Raw genomic sequence first — 15,489 nt, forward strand, 5'->3', positions numbered from 1 at the left:
CCGCAAGTCGCGAGGAGGGTGAGTGCGACACCAGATGCGCGCCTTTTGCTGGCCCTGCCTTGACCGCATACTGGGCTTTCCCGGAGTCGTGTACCAGGGGGGCGAATGGCAGCAGTCAGTGAATTGAATTCGGATGACGCCCGCGTGCTGCTCAATGCGCTGGAGAAGATGCGGGCCCGCGACGGGTTGACCCTGGCCCGGCTGCGGGACAGTAAGAGCGACGTGTCCGCGCCGTTCCTGGAACTGTCCGCGACCCGCAGGTATGCGACGGTCCACAACCTCGAACTGCCCGACGCGGCGCTGGAGGTGGTCGGTCAGTGCGTGCGGACGATGAACGGAACGGATCAGATCGTCGCGGACGCGATACTCGCGCTGGGACTCTTCATCGAGGTGCACAAGCAGCACAAGGTCGACAGTCGGGTGATCCAGTCCCTCACGTCCAGTGCTGTCGGTCGTCGACGCAAGGCCTTGCTCGAGAATTGGCGCCGGTTGCACGAGTCGATGGGTTGTCCAGCGACTGACCCGCCCAGCGACCGCGCCCTCCGCGGTACGACAGAACGAGACGTACTGCGTGAGTTGGCGCGCCAGCTGATCCGGCGCGAGCTGTATTCGGCGGGCTCCAAGAGCGTCGTCATCCCCACGCCGAGCGACAACACCGCGTCGAGCAACTCACAGATCACCAAAGGCAAGGTCATCGTCATCGGCGGCGCCTGCATGGACGCGACTTTCCGGAGCAAGAGCCTGCCGGCCCGGGACACCTCGAGCGAGGCCTACGGCTTCGATCTGTCCCCCGGCGGCAAAGGGCTGACGCAGGCAGTCGCCGCAGCACGCCTCGGACTGGACGTATCGCTCGTCGCGGCGGTCGCCCACGACAGATTCGGCCAGGAGATCATTCACCACCTGCGCGACGAAGGTGTCGACACTTCGATGATCAAAGTCGTCGACGAGGCCCGTACGCCGTTCACCGGCGTCATCGAGCTGGAACTCGGCGACAGCATCGCGCTCAACTGGCGTAATCAGATGGAAGTTCACCTCGACGTCCGCGACATCGACCGGCGGGCTGAGCAACTGACGAATTGTGACGCTGTTCTGGTCACGTTCGAGATCCCCAGAGAGACGGTCCAGCACACCCTTGCCGTCGTGCACGCCGAAGACGATGACCGGCCGCTGGTGATCGTCACTCCCGGGCAGCCCTATCCGGACCAGGGCATCTCGCAACACTCGCTCGCCCAGATCGACTATCTGGTCGCCCACCCCTGGGAGCTCGGACGGTATGCGCCCGGCGGGCAGGAGCGGTTCGATCCCGACCCGGTCGCGCGCAACATGCTCGCGCATGGCGTCGAGAGTCTGTGCCTGCTGGTGAACGGCGGTTGCACCGTCTATTCACAAACTACGCACGAGACGCTGAGCGTTCCACATTTCCCGTCGATCTACAAAGAGTCGTCGGCCGCCCGGGACGCTTTCTGCGCAGCGCTGGCCGCGAAGCTCATCGACAACAACAAGGTGTTCTCCGAACACGCCGCCTTCTGGGCAGCGGCGGCGATGTCGTGCGCGACCGCGGACTTCCCACTCTCGAATTCGATGCCGGACCGCAAGCGCATCGACGCGCTCCTCGAGCGCTCGCGCTTCACGGTGAAAGCACCCTGAAAGAACTGCGGTAATACCGCAGTACCCGAAAATGACGCGCAGTACCGAAACTCAGCGGCGGAGCACGCGCAGGTCGTCGAGTGGAACGGACTCGGTCTCGCCGCGGACCCGGCAGCAGAAGATCCTTGAGTCGAGCAACTTCGCCCGGCTCTGCTCGACGAGGACTCCCGGCCGGGCCTTCAGTTCGACGAGGTTCGCCGTTCCGAAGCGCTCTCGCAATTGCCGTGGGCTCGCGTAGCGCCGGTCGACATAGAGGTAGGGCCTGGCCTGGATGGACATCCAGTGCTGCCAGTTCGCGGAGCGGTAACTGGCGCCGGTGAAGCCCAGATTGGGATCGACCGCGGTGGTCAGCAGATCGACGTCGCGCATCTCGATCCGGAAGACAGTGCGAACCCTGGCCAGCAGGTACGAGATCGCGTTCTTCGGCGCGACATCGAAGGAATAGACCCTGGAGATGTCCCAGGCGCGCTCACGCGGCACGCCGAACTGACTGTTCAGTTGGCGCCCGACCCGCATCCACTCCAGCGGCGAAACGCTGCACAGGCTGACCGGCAGTCCGTCGACGGGATCGACCAGAGCGAAGTTCCTTGATCCCGGCCGGGCGCTGCGTAGATAGTGCAGCCGACTGAAGACTTCGGCCGCTCTGCCGCTTTCGTACTCGACGAACCGCAGGTCCTGCAGCGCGAACTGCCTGAACGGGATCAACGACTTGATCTCCGCCTGGTCGGCGCGCAGACCGTTGCCGGAGAAGCGCAACTCGGTCTCGATCTGGCGCTGACTCACCGAGCCGTTGTGGCGGGCGATGCGCGGCAGATGAAGCAGGGTCCGCACGGTCAAGGCGCGCGGTTCCAATCCGTTGCCGAGGGCAGCCGCGCGGACTTGGTCGTAGAAAGGCGATCCGGGCCGACGGCAATCATCAAGCGAGAGTCGCGGAACCGTCGTCTCGACGGGATGCGTGAGCACCTCCGAATGCTAGCGGACAAATCGGGGTGCCTTTGCACCTTCGCCAGCAGTCGCCAACGTTTCGACTGGATCACGAACTGAAGGATGCCGCGGCTGCCAACAGGTATCCGGCGGCTGCCAATTGGCAGCCTTTATGGCGACAGTCTGCGAAAGTGCAGAGGACAATCGGCCAGAAATCCAAGGTTTAAGCTGCCGGCCAATGCCATCTTTGCGCGTTGACAGCCTTTTGATCTGACATTTACTGGTAACTGGAAAAGCTATCTGAACAGACCGGGCCAATCTAACCCAAGTCCGGTGGAATGCAAGTGCTGATGGGACGTGACTGGACAGAAAAGAGGGGACATCATGCCTCAGAACGAAATCATCGTGTCGATCGTGGCGCTGTCCGGCGCCGTGCTGCTGATCTCCTTCTGGCGGCAGATCCTCTTCATCCTGCTGTTCGGGGTGATCGTGGTCTTCTGCTTCGGCCTCTACAACGTCGTCGCGGTCGCCCGGGGCTGACCTCGCGACGCCCCGCCCGGGCAGCCCCGGGCGGGTTCTTTTCGTAGGCTCGACGGGTGACCGAAGACGCCGCGGACCTCAGCCTGGTCGAGCTCCTCGGTCACCTGGAGGACCGCAAACTGTCGGCGTACGAGCTGGTCACCGATTGCCTGCGGCGGATCGCCCGGCTCGAGCCCACCGTCCAGGCCTTCGTCACCAAGACTCCCCAGCTGGCGCTGATGGCGGCCCGGCGCGCGGATCAGGCGCGGGTGGACGGTTCAGAGGTCGGCGCGCTGGCCGGCGTACCGGTGGCGGTCAAAGATCTCTTTCTCACCCGCCACATCCTCACAACTGCCGGCAGCAAGGTGCTGGCCAGCTTTGTGCCGCGGGAGAACGCGGCTGCGTGGCAGCGGCTCTTGGACGCCGGTGCCGGGTTGATCGGGAAGACCACGACTCATGAGTTCGCCTATGGCACTGCGTCGTCGCCGACCAGGAATCCGTGGGATCCGAGCAGGACACCCGGCGGCTCGTCCGGTGGATCGGCGGCGGCGCTGGCCAGCCGGATGGCGCCGGTGGCGGTGGGCACCGACACGGCGGGCTCGTTGCGGATTCCTGCCGCTGCCTGTGGTGTGTCCACTCTGCGTGCCGGCGTTGGTCGGATCTCGCGGTATGGCGTGATTCCGTTGAGCCGGTCGTTTGATGTCACCGGGCCGATGGCGCGGCGGATGCTGGATTTGTCGCTTCTGATGAGAGTGCTCGCGGGATACGACGCGCGCGATCCGGGGAGCCGCGACGACCCGATCCCCAGCTACCCGTCCGAGCCGCCGAAGGACCTTGCCGGAACTCGGATCGGCCTGCCGATCGAGATGAGCTGGAAGGAAGTGGACGAAGGCATCGCCGAGGTCTGCCGGCTCGCCTTGAGCCAGCTGGTCGCTCGCGGCGCGGTACTGGTCGAGATCAGCTCGCCGGCCATCGCGGCCGAAGTACTGCGGGAGTCGGTCGGGGTGTTCGACACGATCAACACGGTGGAGGCGCTGGAGATTCATGACCCGCTGCTGCCGACCAGCCGGCACCTCTACACTCCGCAGGTCCGACGGCGGGTGCAGTTGGGCGAGAAGGTGACTCCGGAAAGGTACGAGAAGGCGCTCGAACTGCGGAGCCAGTGGGAGAGCAGGTGGCGCCAGCTCATGGCTGATCATCGGCTCGATGCGATCGCACATCCGGCCATCGATGCGCCGCCGCCGTTGATCGACACCGGCCGCGGGCCTGATGGGCCGGACATTCGGTTGTCGGTGCCGTGGACGGTTGCGGGGTTCGCCGCGCTGAGTGTGCCGGCCGGGTTCGATCCGCGGGGGTTGCCCGTCGGTTTGTCGTTGGCCGGGTTGCCCGAGCGGGAAGGGGCCCTGCTCGGGCTCGGCATCGTGATCGACGAGGAGCTGGAGACCTGGCGGCACAGGCCGCCGGCCCGGACCTCACCAGGGGCGGGATGGGCGGATGGGTTCGACTGAGTGCAAAGGGTTGGGCATTCGGCCGGTTTCCGGGACGGGTGGGCGGGTGTCGAGGTCGGCGTAGCCGGAGGTCAGGCGATAGCCGTTCAGTGGGTAGCGGGCGAAGGTTTCGCCGAGGAGGGCGGTGGCGGCGAGGCGGTCGGCGTACGCGGGGAAGGTGGCGCCGTAGAGCTCGATTTCGCCGCGGAGTTGGGACCAGAGGTGGTTGGGCGGGAGCAGGGCCGAGGAAGTGAGGATGGCGTCCAGCGGGCCGAGGACGCCTAGGAAGAGGGCGTCGACGAGGTACTGGCGGAGGATGTGCCAGGGCTTGCGTGGGAGGACCCGTTGGTGGCTGTCGGGTTCGATCCCGCGGGCCGGGATCGGGTCGGTGGAGACGTTGATGTCGTCGACCAGGTCCTTGACGACGATGCGGGTCGGCACTCCTTCGGGGCTGCAGATGACGGCGAGGTTCTCGCCGTGCGGGTTCACGGTGATGCCGTAGTGATGCATGAGGTGGAGCAGCGGACGCATCAGGGCGGCCAGCAGGTCAGCGATCCAGGTCGCCGCGTCCACGCCAGATCGCGCGATCATCGCGGCCACCAGCGGCTCCCCCGCCGCATCTTCATGCAGTACTGCGGCCAGCGGCCACACGGTCTCGCCCGGCTGCAGCCGTGGCTCTACCGGATCCCGCCAGATGCAACCGAGCGTTTCGGTCCACTGGTAAGGCACTCCAGGCGAGAACGACAGCTGGGGATGCCGCACGGTCACCGACGCAACCTCACCGAGCAGTTCGGTGCCCAGTCGCCCCAGTACCTCGTCGCGATACCAGAGACCACGCAACCACTGCGTCACCAGCGGTGCGGCCAGCGTGCAGTGCTCCGGGATCCCCCGGTACACAGAGGTGTTCAGGATCTTCAACGGCAACTTCGCCTGATACCTCTCCGGTGACGAGACGTTCACCAGAGTGCGGATCGACTGTGTGGGCAGGTACTCGTCCGGTCCCTCACCGAGCACCACGATCTCGCCGGTAGCCAGTTCACGAGCCCACTGAGTCCGTACTACGTGGTCCAGTTGCCACGGATGACACGGCAACCACACATAGGCATCCGGATCGTCCAACAGAGCACGGAAGCCCTCTACTGCAGGCCCGAGCTCCCGTGCGATCACGGCGTGTTCCGAGAGGTCCGGCGTACCGCGGAACTCGGCGAGGCCCCGGCGTACGGCGAGCCAGACCAGGCGGAGCGGCGTACGGGCTTCTGGGGTGTAGCGCTCACTGTCAGCTGCGGAGAAGCCCAAGCGGCCCTTGTTGGCGACCAGGAGCGGGTGACCGGTCAGGTGACCTTCCAGCTCGGTGTGGTGAAGACCGAGCAACAAGGCATTCGACACGGCAGAAGAAGACATCCGTACGTCGGCAGCCAGCGTGCTCGACAACTCGGCGACATAGCCGGCCACCGTCGAGCCAGGCAGGTCCAGCAGCGAAGCGGCGTCGACCAAGAACTGCACTGGGTCGCTGCAGCCCTCGCTCTCGTCGTTGCCGAGAATCCCTGACGCAGTACGCCGTACCGACCCCGGCTCGACCCGGTAGCTACCGAAGGCGCCGCGACTGCTGATGAAGCTGTACGTCGCGTCGCCGAGCTCCAGGCGATCGTCGACGGGCTTCAGCAGGTCCTCCGTGCAGAGCTGCGAGATCAGCTTGGCCAGCAGCTCCGAAGACCGCTCCTCCCAGCTCATCCCGGGATCGCGAAGCTGGTGAAGGCAGTGGATTTGGGCAATCGGTAGATCTCGCGCCCCGCCACACTGTTGAGGATGGTGGCGTTGCGAACCGCACCGATCCCGAGATCCGGCGCTGCAACGCCATGGCTGTGCAGGTCCGCGTTCGCCACGAACAGACGGCCTGCCAGCGCGTCGGAAGCGACACTGTGGTCCCTGTTGATCACCCATCGCCCGGCTGCGTCCCGGCGTACAAGGCCTTCGACAGCGGACAGGAACGGCAGGGACCGATTGCGGTACCCGGTGGCGGCGACGACGACGTCGGTGACGTGCTCGAAAGAACGGCCGCTGTCTGCATGCCGCAGAACCAGCTCGACGCCATCGGCACGAGCGACAGCGCTCTCCACGGCCACTCCGACGCGTAGCTCGACGGGTGGCGCCAGCGAAGGGTCCAGCTCTCGTTGGTAGAGCACGTCGTGGATGTCCTCCAGCGTTTCCGAGGAGATGCCCTTGTAGTGCCGCCACTGATCCTTGACCAGCTTGTCTCGCACAGACTCGTCCAGTGCGTGGAAGTAGTCGACGTACGACGGTGTCGTCATCTCCAGCACCAGCTTGGAGTAGTCCAGTGGCGTGAAAGCCGCAGTACGAGTCAGCCAGCTCACTGCAGGTCGTTCAGCTCGCAGGAGGTCGAGCACACACTCCGCACCGGACTGACCCGATCCGACCACTGTGACGCGACCGGCGCGTAGCAGCTCGTCGCGGCGGAACAGGTAGTCGGAGGAGTGCAGGAATCGCTCCGGAGGCAGCTCAGCCAACGCAGCAGGCACAGCCGGCTCAGTGCCCACGCCGAGGACCAAGTGGCGTGCACTGAAGACCGACACCGTGCCGGCATGCTCGACCGTCAGCACGAAGACCGAACCGTCCCACTCGACAGCAGTGACGTGGTGGCCGAAGTGCAGCGAGTCCAGCTGGGCCGCGCACCACCGCAAGTAGGCCTCGTACTCGCGTCGCGTCGGGTGGAACTTCTCCCGCACGTAGAACTGGTACAGCCGGTCGTTGTCCCGCAGGTACGACAGGAACGACAACGGATGCGCCGGCTCGACCAGGCTGACCAGGTCGGCCAGGAACGACACCTGCAGCATGGCGTCGTCGAACATCAGCCCGCGGTGCCAGGTGAACTCCGGCCGGCTGTCGAGCACCGCCACCTGCAGGTCGTCCACCGTCGAGCCGAGCGCCGCCAGGCCCAGGTTGAACGGTCCACAGCCGATCGCGAGTACGTCGTACGTCATCTCAGGCCTCTCTGCCGCGCACCATCAGCTGCGCTCGCTTCTCTGGTAGTTCCAGCTCTTCTTGCTTGACGAACCCGGCCGCCGCGAAGGCGCGGACCGACGGCACGTTCAGCACGTCGGGCTCCGCCACCACCCGGTCGCACAGCGGATCGAAGCGCAACAGCGCGTCCGCAAGCGACCGGATCAACCTTCGACCGATCCCCCGGCCCACAGACGCGGTGTCGCCGATAGCGAGGTGCAGACCCCAGTCGTGCTCCTGCCATGCGTAGTACTCCGCCAAGCGGTCCTTCCGCACCCGGTAGAGCTCGACATACGCCAGGTCTGCACCCTCGAACACAGCCATGCACGGCATCGTGTGCTCGCCCGCAGCGAAGCGCGACAGCTCCTCTTCCCACTGCGACATCGGCCAGTCCTGCTGCCACCACGGGAGAATGTGCGGCCGAGTCATCCAAGCTGCGATCAACGCTGCATCGTCAGCGCCGGCAGGGCGAAGGTCGAACCCGCTGTCGAGGTGCAGCAGCGGCGCAACCTCGCACCTCACTGCACACCGAGCCGCAGCGGATTAGGGATGTCCAGATAGACCGACTGCGCGTCCAGCGGAGCCACGACCTCGTCGATCCCGCGTAGCCGGGTCATCATGTTCGCCTTGCAGGGCAGCTGCTCGGCGGCCAGCCAGCGTCGGGCCAGCCGATCACCGTCAGGCCCAGCGGCCTTCAACAGGGGCAGGGCCGCCGACAGCCGGTCCCGAACCACCGCCAGCAGCGCGTCCTCGTCAGCTACGCCGTCCATCCCGAGGCAGCCGACGACGGCCAGTGCCTGGTTGTGCAGCAAGTAGTAGGTCAGCCGGTCGTCCACGATCGCGTCCTCGACCACGGCGAGCGTCGAGTCCGCAAGACCGGTCACAGCCAACAGCCCACGCAAGTACGACGAGGCGAGGTAGTAGCCCTGGTTGTCGCGGTAGGCGCCACCACTGATCTGACCGGAGGCGTCCAGCCGGACCAGTGTGTTCTGCTGATGCGCCTCCAGCCCTATACCGGTCTCTGCATACAGGTGCAGCATCGGCACCAGCACTGCATCCACGTACGCCGCCATCCAGCCCGCAGGATCACCAGAGGCCAACTCACTCAGCCGAGAACGGCCACCCGGCCGCGGAGCCACCAACCCGGCCAGGCAGGCGTAATCGTCAACAGCAGCAGGCACTTCCCGTACTGCGACGTCCAGCCCCGTCAGTGTCGAGCTACCCTCGTCCAGCGCAACCCAGGCCGGGTCCCGGACGATGGAGAACTGCGGATGGGAGGTCGCCGTACCGGCGTCGTACGCCGCGTCGAGCAGCCGGTTGATCTCCAGGCCGCGGCGCAGCTCGGTCGACGTGGACTCGCGTCGGGAGTTGGTGATCCGCAGGCCGAGCGACAGCTTCAGCATCACTGGCAGGTCCGGGTGGTAGACCGTGCGCAGAGACGACGTCGGGTACCACTGCGCGCCCAATGGACCGAGCGGCTTCACCCTCCCCTCAGCGACCAGCCGCGCTACCCGAGGCCGCTCTACGACTGCGGCCGCTTGCCATGGGTGTGCCGGAATCAGCACTGTGCCCGGCGTAGGAGTGACACCGGCCAGCGCGGCCATCAGCTGCAGGGCGTCCAGTCCCTGGAGTGATGGCGCACCCACGACCTGGTCCGACGACACCAGCTCGGCGTCCGCTTCGAACCAATGCACGGCGAAGCGGCCACCGAGCTCCGGCGAGTACGCCGCCAGCTCCGCACCGCTCAACCCGTCGCGACTCTTCGGAGCCGGGTGGTTCAAATGGCCGAACAACAAGGCCTGCTCGGTCTCCAGGAAGCGCCCCGGCCCCCGCTCCCCCTGGTCCTCGACGAAGAGCGCGACGTTGCGCACCGACTCCGCAGTACGGGCGGCGAGGTCTTCGATCTCGGCAGGATCGGCGTCGGCCGACAACAACCGCACCAGCTCCTCCGGACTCACGGGCTCGCCGTCCGCCAGCACATCGGTGAACAGATGGAGTCCTGTTCGAGAGGCGTGCTGGACGAAAGCGGTCACCCCACCGACGTCCAGCTTCAACGGGCCCGGCAGGACCGGCACCGACATCTCGCGGGTGTAGCACCGCAGAATCGCGTTCAGATGGGCGTCGACCGCCACCGATGAAGTCACGCTGCTCCTCTTCCGGAAAGTACTTCGTTGCCAACGGCCACGACCTGGTCGAGCAGTTCTTCGATGTCCGCCGCCGTCGCGTTCGGGTTCAGCAGCGTGAGCTTCAGCGCGACCACGGCCGGGCTGCCGACCCGCGCCGGCCTCCTGGTCCGCCCGATCAACGCCCGGCCCGAGGTCAGCAGGCGACGGCGTACCTCGCCCTGGACGGCATCCAGGTCGGCATCGGCCGGCCCGATCACCCGGAACACCACCGTGGTCAGCGTGACCGGGGCCAGCAGCTCGAGGTTGCTGTCAGCAACGATCCGGGCGGCGGCAGCGTCGGCGAGTTCGTGACAGGTGTCGAGCATCTCGCCCAGCCCGCTCCGGCCGTACGCCGTCAGCGTGGCGGCCACCTTGACCGCATCCGGCCGCCGGGTGGTCTGCAGGCTCCGGCCGAGCAGGCCGTCCATCCCGGAGTCGATGTCGTCGGCCGGGTTCAGATAGTCCACCGAGCGCCCGAACGAGGCGAACTGGTTGCGGTCGGCCACCAAAAGCATGCTGGTCGCCGCCGGCTGCCAGCCGATCTTGTGCAGGTCGAGCGTCACCGAGTCCGCGACCGGCAACTCCGCCAGCAGTGAAGCGAGCCGATCGGAGAACAAGGCACCGAACCCGTACGCCGCGTCGACGTGCACCCAGGCGCCATGGATGGCAGCGAGTCGGGCGATCCCAGCGATCGGGTCGATCGAGCCGTAGTCCGTCGTACCGGCCGTCGCCACCACGGCGATCGGCGTACGCCCGGGCTTGGCCAGCTCGGCTTCGAGGAGGTCGAGCCGCATCCGGAAGTCGTCATCGGTCGCGATCGGAACGACCGCGTCTTCGCCGAGGCCGAGCGCCGCGCAGGCTCGCTGGATGGAGAAGTGCGCCAGTTCGGAACAGAAGACGACCGGCTTGGCCAAGCCCTGGACCCCGTCGCGGCGGGCGTCGATACCCGCGAGACCTGCCGCGCTGTCCCGCGCGATCAACAGCGCAAGGAGGTTGGAGATCGAACCACCAGGCGTCAGTACGCCGTCCGCCTCGGTCCCGAAGCCTGCCAGCCCGGCCAGCGATCGGACCACCCATTGCTCGATCGCCAGCGTCGCCGGGCCGGAGTCGTAGGTGTCCATCGATGCGTTGCCGGCCGATGCCAGGGCGTCCGCGTCGACCGCGACCTGCAGGACGGGCGGCTGCAGATGAGCCGCGGCGTGCGGATGACTGAGGTCGATGCCCTCGGCGTCGAGCAGCCCGGCGACGAGGTCGAGCGCCGCCGACTCACCGACACCGGTGGACGGCACCTGAGGCTCGCCGAGCACGGCGGCGACTCGCCGCAACACCTCGCCCGGCGTCCCGGACGGCAGCGGTCCACGGGCGCGATCGGTCACGGTGGCGGCCAGCGGCCAACGGGTCGAGGCAGAAGGCAGCGCTATCAGCGGGGCGGGTCGAGGCATGCCGGATCTCCCGAAGAAAGTTGTTGAGTAAGGCAACCCTTACTAAGGCATGCCTAACTTACTTCGGGTGACCGGATCGCGCCAATCCGGGGTCCGCCCGGGGCGAACGCGACCGGCCTCAGTGGCCGTACGGCGTGCGCGTCAGCACGAAAGTCGCGATGTTCAGCTGAGTGATCGCTTCACCGTCGCGGACGACCCGCAACCGCTCACCCGCGAAGTAGCCGTCCCGGCCGCGATACAGATCCGGCCCGATCGGCGAGAACCGGCAGGTCATCGCGCCCGACATCTGCAGGATCCCGGCGACCACACTGATCGTCAGCGGCGTGTTCCCCCAGTACCAGTGCCCGAGCAACTCCTCGCCCTGCGCCAACTGCGGCTCCGGCACCCACTCCGGCGGCAGCGTGGGCTCGTACGACGCCAGCAGGCGCATCAGGTCGAGCGGCACCGACGCACACCGACCGTACGTCGCGTTCGCCAGCGTGACACCACCGATCCGGCGGCCCCGATCCACGAACAACCCGGCGATGAAGCCCGGCATCGACCCGGTGTGCCCGACGAAGAGGTGCGGATCGTCCGCGTGCAACCGCAGCCCCAGCCCGTACGACGCCGTCAGCGCCTCGCGCGGGTCCGCGGCGGCCGGCGCGGCCATCTCGTCGATCGTGTCGCGACTGAGAATGTCGTAGCCCGGATCGATCCAGAACGTGGCGTACTTCGCCAGGTCCTCGACCGTGCTCCACAACTGCCCGGCCGGCGCCATCGCCCCGGCGTCGTACGCGGGCTCCTGATCCAGCCGCCCGCTGAATGGATGCACCGAGAACCCCTGGGCAGCAGGCCGCACCGGGAAGTACGTCGTACGGCGCATCTCCAGCGGGTCGAGGATCCGGGAGGCGACCAACTCCATCCAGGACGCGCCCCGCAGTCGTGCCACGACCTCGCCGAGGAGGGCGTAACCCAGGTTGGAGTAGTGATGGCGACGATCGGGTTGGCCCGCCGCCTGCGACTCGTCGATCGCCGCGGTCAGGGTCTCGAACGAGACGCCGGGATTGCGCTCCCACCAGTCGCCCTCGGGTTCGGCGTGCATGCCGCCGGAGTGCGCGAGCAGTTGCCTGATGGTGAGATCCCCGTACGCGATCCCGGGCAGATGCTTGCCCACGGCATCATTCAGCGAGAGCAGTCCGTCGTCGCGGCACTGCAGCACCAGGACAGCGGTCATCGTCTTCGTGATCGACCCGATCCGGTACTGCACGTCCGGCCCCGGTGCCAACCCGTCAGCAGAGGCGAACTGCCCCCGCGAACCAGTCCACGCCAGCGCGCCGTCGTGAATGACCCCGGCGCTGATCGACGGCAACTTCCACTCACTCTGGGCTGCCGCAACCTCGGCGTACAAGGCTGCGGCAGTGTCAGGGCGCAGGGTCACTCAAAGGCCTCCGGGGCGGGGCAGGAGCAGATGAGGTTCCGGTCGCCGTACGCGCCGTCGATGCGACGCACCGGCGGCCAGTACTTCGCGGTCCGGTCGACCGACTGCGGGAAGGCCGCCTCTTCGCGGGTGTAGGCGTGCTCCCACTTGTCGTTGATCACCGACGAGGCGGTGTGCGGAGCGTTGACCAGCGGGTTGTCGCCGGCCGGCCACTCCCCCGCCGCGACCCGGTCGATCTCGTGCTTGATCGCGATCATCGCGTCGCAGAAGCGGTCCAGTTCGCCCAGGTCCTCGGACTCCGTCGGCTCGACCATCAGCGTGCCCGCGACCGGGAACGACATGGTCGGCGCGTGGAAGCCGTAGTCGATCAGCCGCTTGGCGACGTCGTCGACGGTGATGCCCGTCTCCTTGGTCATCGGCCGCAGATCCAGGATGCACTCGTGCGCGACCAGCCCGTTCTCGCCGGTGTAGAGCACCGGGAACGCGCCTTCGAGCCGCTTCGCCACGTAGTTCGCGGTCAGTACGGCGGCCTTGGTGGCGGCGGTCAGCCCCTCGCCACCCATCATCCGGATGTACGCCCACGAGATCGCCAGCACACCCGCCGAACCGAACGGTGCCGCGCTGATCGGGCCGACACCGCTGTCGGGACCGGCCTGGTCCAGCAGCGGGTGGTTCGGCAGGTACGGCGCCAGGTGGGCCGCCACCGCGACCGGGCCGACGCCGGGGCCGCCGCCACCGTGCGGGATGCAGAACGTCTTGTGCAGGTTCAGGTGGCTCACGTCGCCGCCGAACTCACCCGGCTTCGCCAACCCCAGCAGGGCGTTCAGGTTCGCGCCGTCGACGTACACCTGGCCACCGTGGTCGTGGACGATCTTGCAGACCTCGGTCACGCTCTCCTCGTACACGCCGTGCGTGGACGGGTAGGTGATCATGATCGCGGCCAGCTTCTCCGCGTGCTCGTCGGCCTTGGCCCGCAGGTCTTCCAGGTTGATCGTGCCGTCGTCGTTGCCCTTGACAACGACTACCTTCATGCCGGCCATCACCGCGGAGGCAGCGTTCGTGCCGTGCGCGCTGGACGGGATCAGGCAGATGTTGCGGTCCTCGTTGCCCTGGGCCCGGTGGTACGAGCGGATCGCGAGCAGACCGGCCAGCTCGCCCTGGCTGCCCGCGTTCGGCTGCAGCGACACCTTCGCGTAGCCGGTGACCTCGGCCAGCCAGCGCTCGAGCTGACCGATCAGCGTGACATAGCCGGACGCGTCCTCGATCGGCGCGAGCGGGTGCATGTCGGAGAACTCCGGCCAGGTGACCGCTTCCATCTCGGTGGTCGCGTTCAGCTTCATCGTGCAGGAGCCGAGCGGGATCATGCCGCGGTCGAGCGCGTAGTCGTAGTCGGACAGCTTGCGCAGGTACCGCAGCATCGCGGTCTCCGAGCGGTGAGTGTTGAACACCGGGTGGGTCAGGTACTCGCTGGTCCGGACCACGGCCTCGGGGAAGCCGGCCCCGGCCAGTGACCCGTCGTACCGGACTCCGAAGGCGCGGCAGACCCTGTCGAGCGCGGTCGCGTCGGTCTTCTCGTCGCACGAGATGCCGACGTGGTCCGCGTCGACCAGCCGCAGCCAGATGCCGGTCTGGCGGGCCGCGTCGACGACATCGGCCGCACGACCCGGGACGCGAGCCAGCACGGTGTCGAAGAACTGGTCGTGCACGACCTCGACACCACCGGCCTTCAGCGAGGCGGCCAGGCTGTCGGCGTTGGCGTGGACGCGCTCGGCGATCGCCTTGAGGCCATCGGGACCGTGGTACACGGCGTACATGGAAGCAACGACGGCGAGCAGGACCTGCGCGGTACAGATGTTCGACGTCGCCTTCTCGCGACGGATGTGCTGCTCACGCGTCTGCAACGCGAGCCGGTACGCCGGTGCGCCGTCCGCGTCGACGGAGACACCGACCAGGCGGCCCGGCAGCGACCGCTCGAGGCCGGCCCGGACGGACATGAAGCCGGCGTGCGGACCGCCGTAGAACAGCGGTACGCCGAAGCGCTGCGAGGAGCCGATCACGATGTCGGCGCCCGCCTCGCCCGGTGCTTCGAGGAGCGTCAGCGCGAGCAGGTCGGAGGCGACCGCGACGATGGTCTCGTTCGCGTGCGCGGCTTCGATCAGCGGCTTGAGATCCCGTACCGCGCCGCCCGAGCCCGGGTACTGCACGAGGAAGCCGAAGAAGTCGCCCTCGGGCAGTCCGTCGGTCGTGTCCGCGACGACGACCTCGATGTCGAGCGCCTCGGCGCGGGTCTGCACGACCGCGATCGTCTGCGCGAACGTGTCGGCGTCGACCAGGAACCGGTTGCTCTTGCTCTTGCGGTTCGACCGGTGCGCCAGCGTCATCGCCTCGGCGGCCGCGGTGCCCTCGTCCAGCAGCGACGCGTTCGCCGTCGGCAGGCCGGTCAGGTCGGACACGACGGTCTGGAAGTTCAGCAGTGCCTCCAGCCGGCCCTGCGAGATCTCCGGCTGGTACGGCGTGTAGGCGGTGTACCAGGCCGGGTTCTCCACCAGGCGGCGGACGATCACCGACGGGGTGAACGTGCCGTAGTACCCCTGGCCGATCATCGAGGTCGCCACGTTGTTGCGCGCCGCGAGCTGGCGAAGCTCGGTCAGTGCGTCCACCTCGGAGGCCGGCTCCGGCAGCCGGAGCGCCTCGGCGGACCGGATGGACGCCGGTACCGCGGCATCCACGAGCGCGTCGACATCGGCGTACCCGAGGGTCTGCACCATCCGGGCGACCTCGTCCGGGCGCGGCCCGATGTGGCGGTCGGCGAAGGTCGCCGAGATCTGCGGGCGGGGGTCGTTCACACTCATCGAGAGGCTCCGTTGCTG

General features: G+C 67.3%; 11 protein-coding genes. 3 read left to right on the plus strand and 8 right to left on the minus strand.

All coding sequences use genetic code 11. The features are described from left to right. Nucleotides 1–105: 105 nt before the first annotated feature. Nucleotides 106–1,647, plus strand: coding sequence for a PfkB family carbohydrate kinase (locus EV138_RS00695; protein ID WP_133976550.1), 1,542 nt, complete (start codon nucleotides 106–108; stop codon nucleotides 1,645–1,647). 51 nt (nucleotides 1,648–1,698) lie between these two features. Here the strand turns inward: EV138_RS00695 and EV138_RS00700 are convergent, their stop codons facing one another. Continuing rightward, the gene (locus EV138_RS00700; protein ID WP_133976551.1) at nucleotides 1,699–2,610 is read right to left on the minus strand and encodes a Mom family adenine methylcarbamoylation protein; all 912 of its coding nucleotides are present in this window, start codon (nucleotides 2,608–2,610) and stop codon (nucleotides 1,699–1,701) included. Nucleotides 2,611–2,955: 345 nt separating this feature from the next. Here EV138_RS00700 and EV138_RS37140 point away from each other — a divergent pair, with 345 nt between their 5' ends. Next, on the plus strand, nucleotides 2,956–3,111 hold the full coding sequence (locus EV138_RS37140; RefSeq protein WP_157979703.1) for a hypothetical protein: 156 nt from the start codon (nucleotides 2,956–2,958) through the stop codon (nucleotides 3,109–3,111). A gap of 56 nt (nucleotides 3,112–3,167) precedes the next feature. Further along, nucleotides 3,168–4,598 (plus strand): amidase, encoded by a 1,431-nt coding sequence (locus tag EV138_RS00705; protein WP_133976552.1) that lies wholly within the window; start codon nucleotides 3,168–3,170, stop codon nucleotides 4,596–4,598. Here EV138_RS00705 and EV138_RS00710 read toward each other — a convergent pair. From EV138_RS00710 to gcvP, 7 genes are all read right to left on the minus strand, one after another. After that, nucleotides 4,563–6,308: an IucA/IucC family protein gene (locus tag EV138_RS00710; protein ID WP_133976553.1), complete on the minus strand. Its 1,746-nt coding sequence runs from the start codon at nucleotides 6,306–6,308 to the stop codon at nucleotides 4,563–4,565. The genes EV138_RS00705 and EV138_RS00710 overlap by 36 nt on opposite strands. Further along, entirely contained in the window at nucleotides 6,305–7,576 is a 1,272-nt protein-coding gene (locus EV138_RS00715) for a lysine N(6)-hydroxylase/L-ornithine N(5)-oxygenase family protein (protein ID WP_133976554.1), read from the minus strand. Before EV138_RS00715 ends, EV138_RS00710 begins: the two co-directional genes overlap by 4 nt. A gap of 1 nt (nucleotide 7,577) precedes the next feature. Further along, the gene (locus EV138_RS00720) at nucleotides 7,578–8,117 is read right to left on the minus strand and encodes a GNAT family N-acetyltransferase (protein WP_133976555.1); all 540 of its coding nucleotides are present in this window, start codon (nucleotides 8,115–8,117) and stop codon (nucleotides 7,578–7,580) included. Further along, a complete protein-coding gene (locus EV138_RS00725; protein ID WP_238157874.1) occupies nucleotides 8,114–9,739 on the minus strand; it encodes an IucA/IucC family protein in 1,626 nt (541 codons plus the stop codon). The genes EV138_RS00720 and EV138_RS00725 overlap by 4 nt, the downstream gene beginning before the upstream one ends. Then, nucleotides 9,736–11,202: a pyridoxal phosphate-dependent decarboxylase family protein gene (locus EV138_RS00730; RefSeq protein ID WP_133976556.1), complete on the minus strand. Its 1,467-nt coding sequence runs from the start codon at nucleotides 11,200–11,202 to the stop codon at nucleotides 9,736–9,738. Before EV138_RS00730 ends, EV138_RS00725 begins: the two co-directional genes overlap by 4 nt. A gap of 118 nt (nucleotides 11,203–11,320) precedes the next feature. Beyond that, nucleotides 11,321–12,619, minus strand: a complete 1,299-nt coding sequence (locus EV138_RS00735) for a serine hydrolase domain-containing protein (protein WP_133976557.1) — start codon at nucleotides 12,617–12,619, stop codon at nucleotides 11,321–11,323. Continuing rightward, nucleotides 12,616–15,471, minus strand: a complete 2,856-nt coding sequence (gcvP, locus tag EV138_RS00740; RefSeq protein WP_133976558.1) for an aminomethyl-transferring glycine dehydrogenase — start codon at nucleotides 15,469–15,471, stop codon at nucleotides 12,616–12,618. Before gcvP ends, EV138_RS00735 begins: the two co-directional genes overlap by 4 nt. Between the last annotated feature and the right edge of the window lie 18 nt (nucleotides 15,472–15,489).

The sequence above is a fragment of the Kribbella voronezhensis genome (assembly GCF_004365175.1).
GTDB classification, from domain to species: Bacteria; Actinomycetota; Actinomycetes; order Propionibacteriales; family Kribbellaceae; genus Kribbella; species Kribbella voronezhensis.

Coding starts and splice junctions, on each gene's coding strand:
- EV138_RS00695 (WP_133976550.1), top strand. CDS start 106: ATGGCAGCAGTCAGTGAATTGAATTCGGATGACGCCCGCGTGCTGCTC.
- EV138_RS37140 (WP_157979703.1), top strand. CDS start 2,956: ATGCCTCAGAACGAAATCATCGTGTCGATCGTGGCGCTGTCCGGCGCC.
- EV138_RS00710 (WP_133976553.1), bottom strand. CDS start 6,308: ATGAGCTGGGAGGAGCGGTCTTCGGAGCTGCTGGCCAAGCTGATCTCG.
- EV138_RS00715 (WP_133976554.1), bottom strand. CDS start 7,576: ATGACGTACGACGTACTCGCGATCGGCTGTGGACCGTTCAACCTGGGC.
- EV138_RS00730 (WP_133976556.1), bottom strand. CDS start 11,202: ATGCCTCGACCCGCCCCGCTGATAGCGCTGCCTTCTGCCTCGACCCGT.
- gcvP (WP_133976558.1), bottom strand. CDS start 15,471: ATGAGTGTGAACGACCCCCGCCCGCAGATCTCGGCGACCTTCGCCGAC.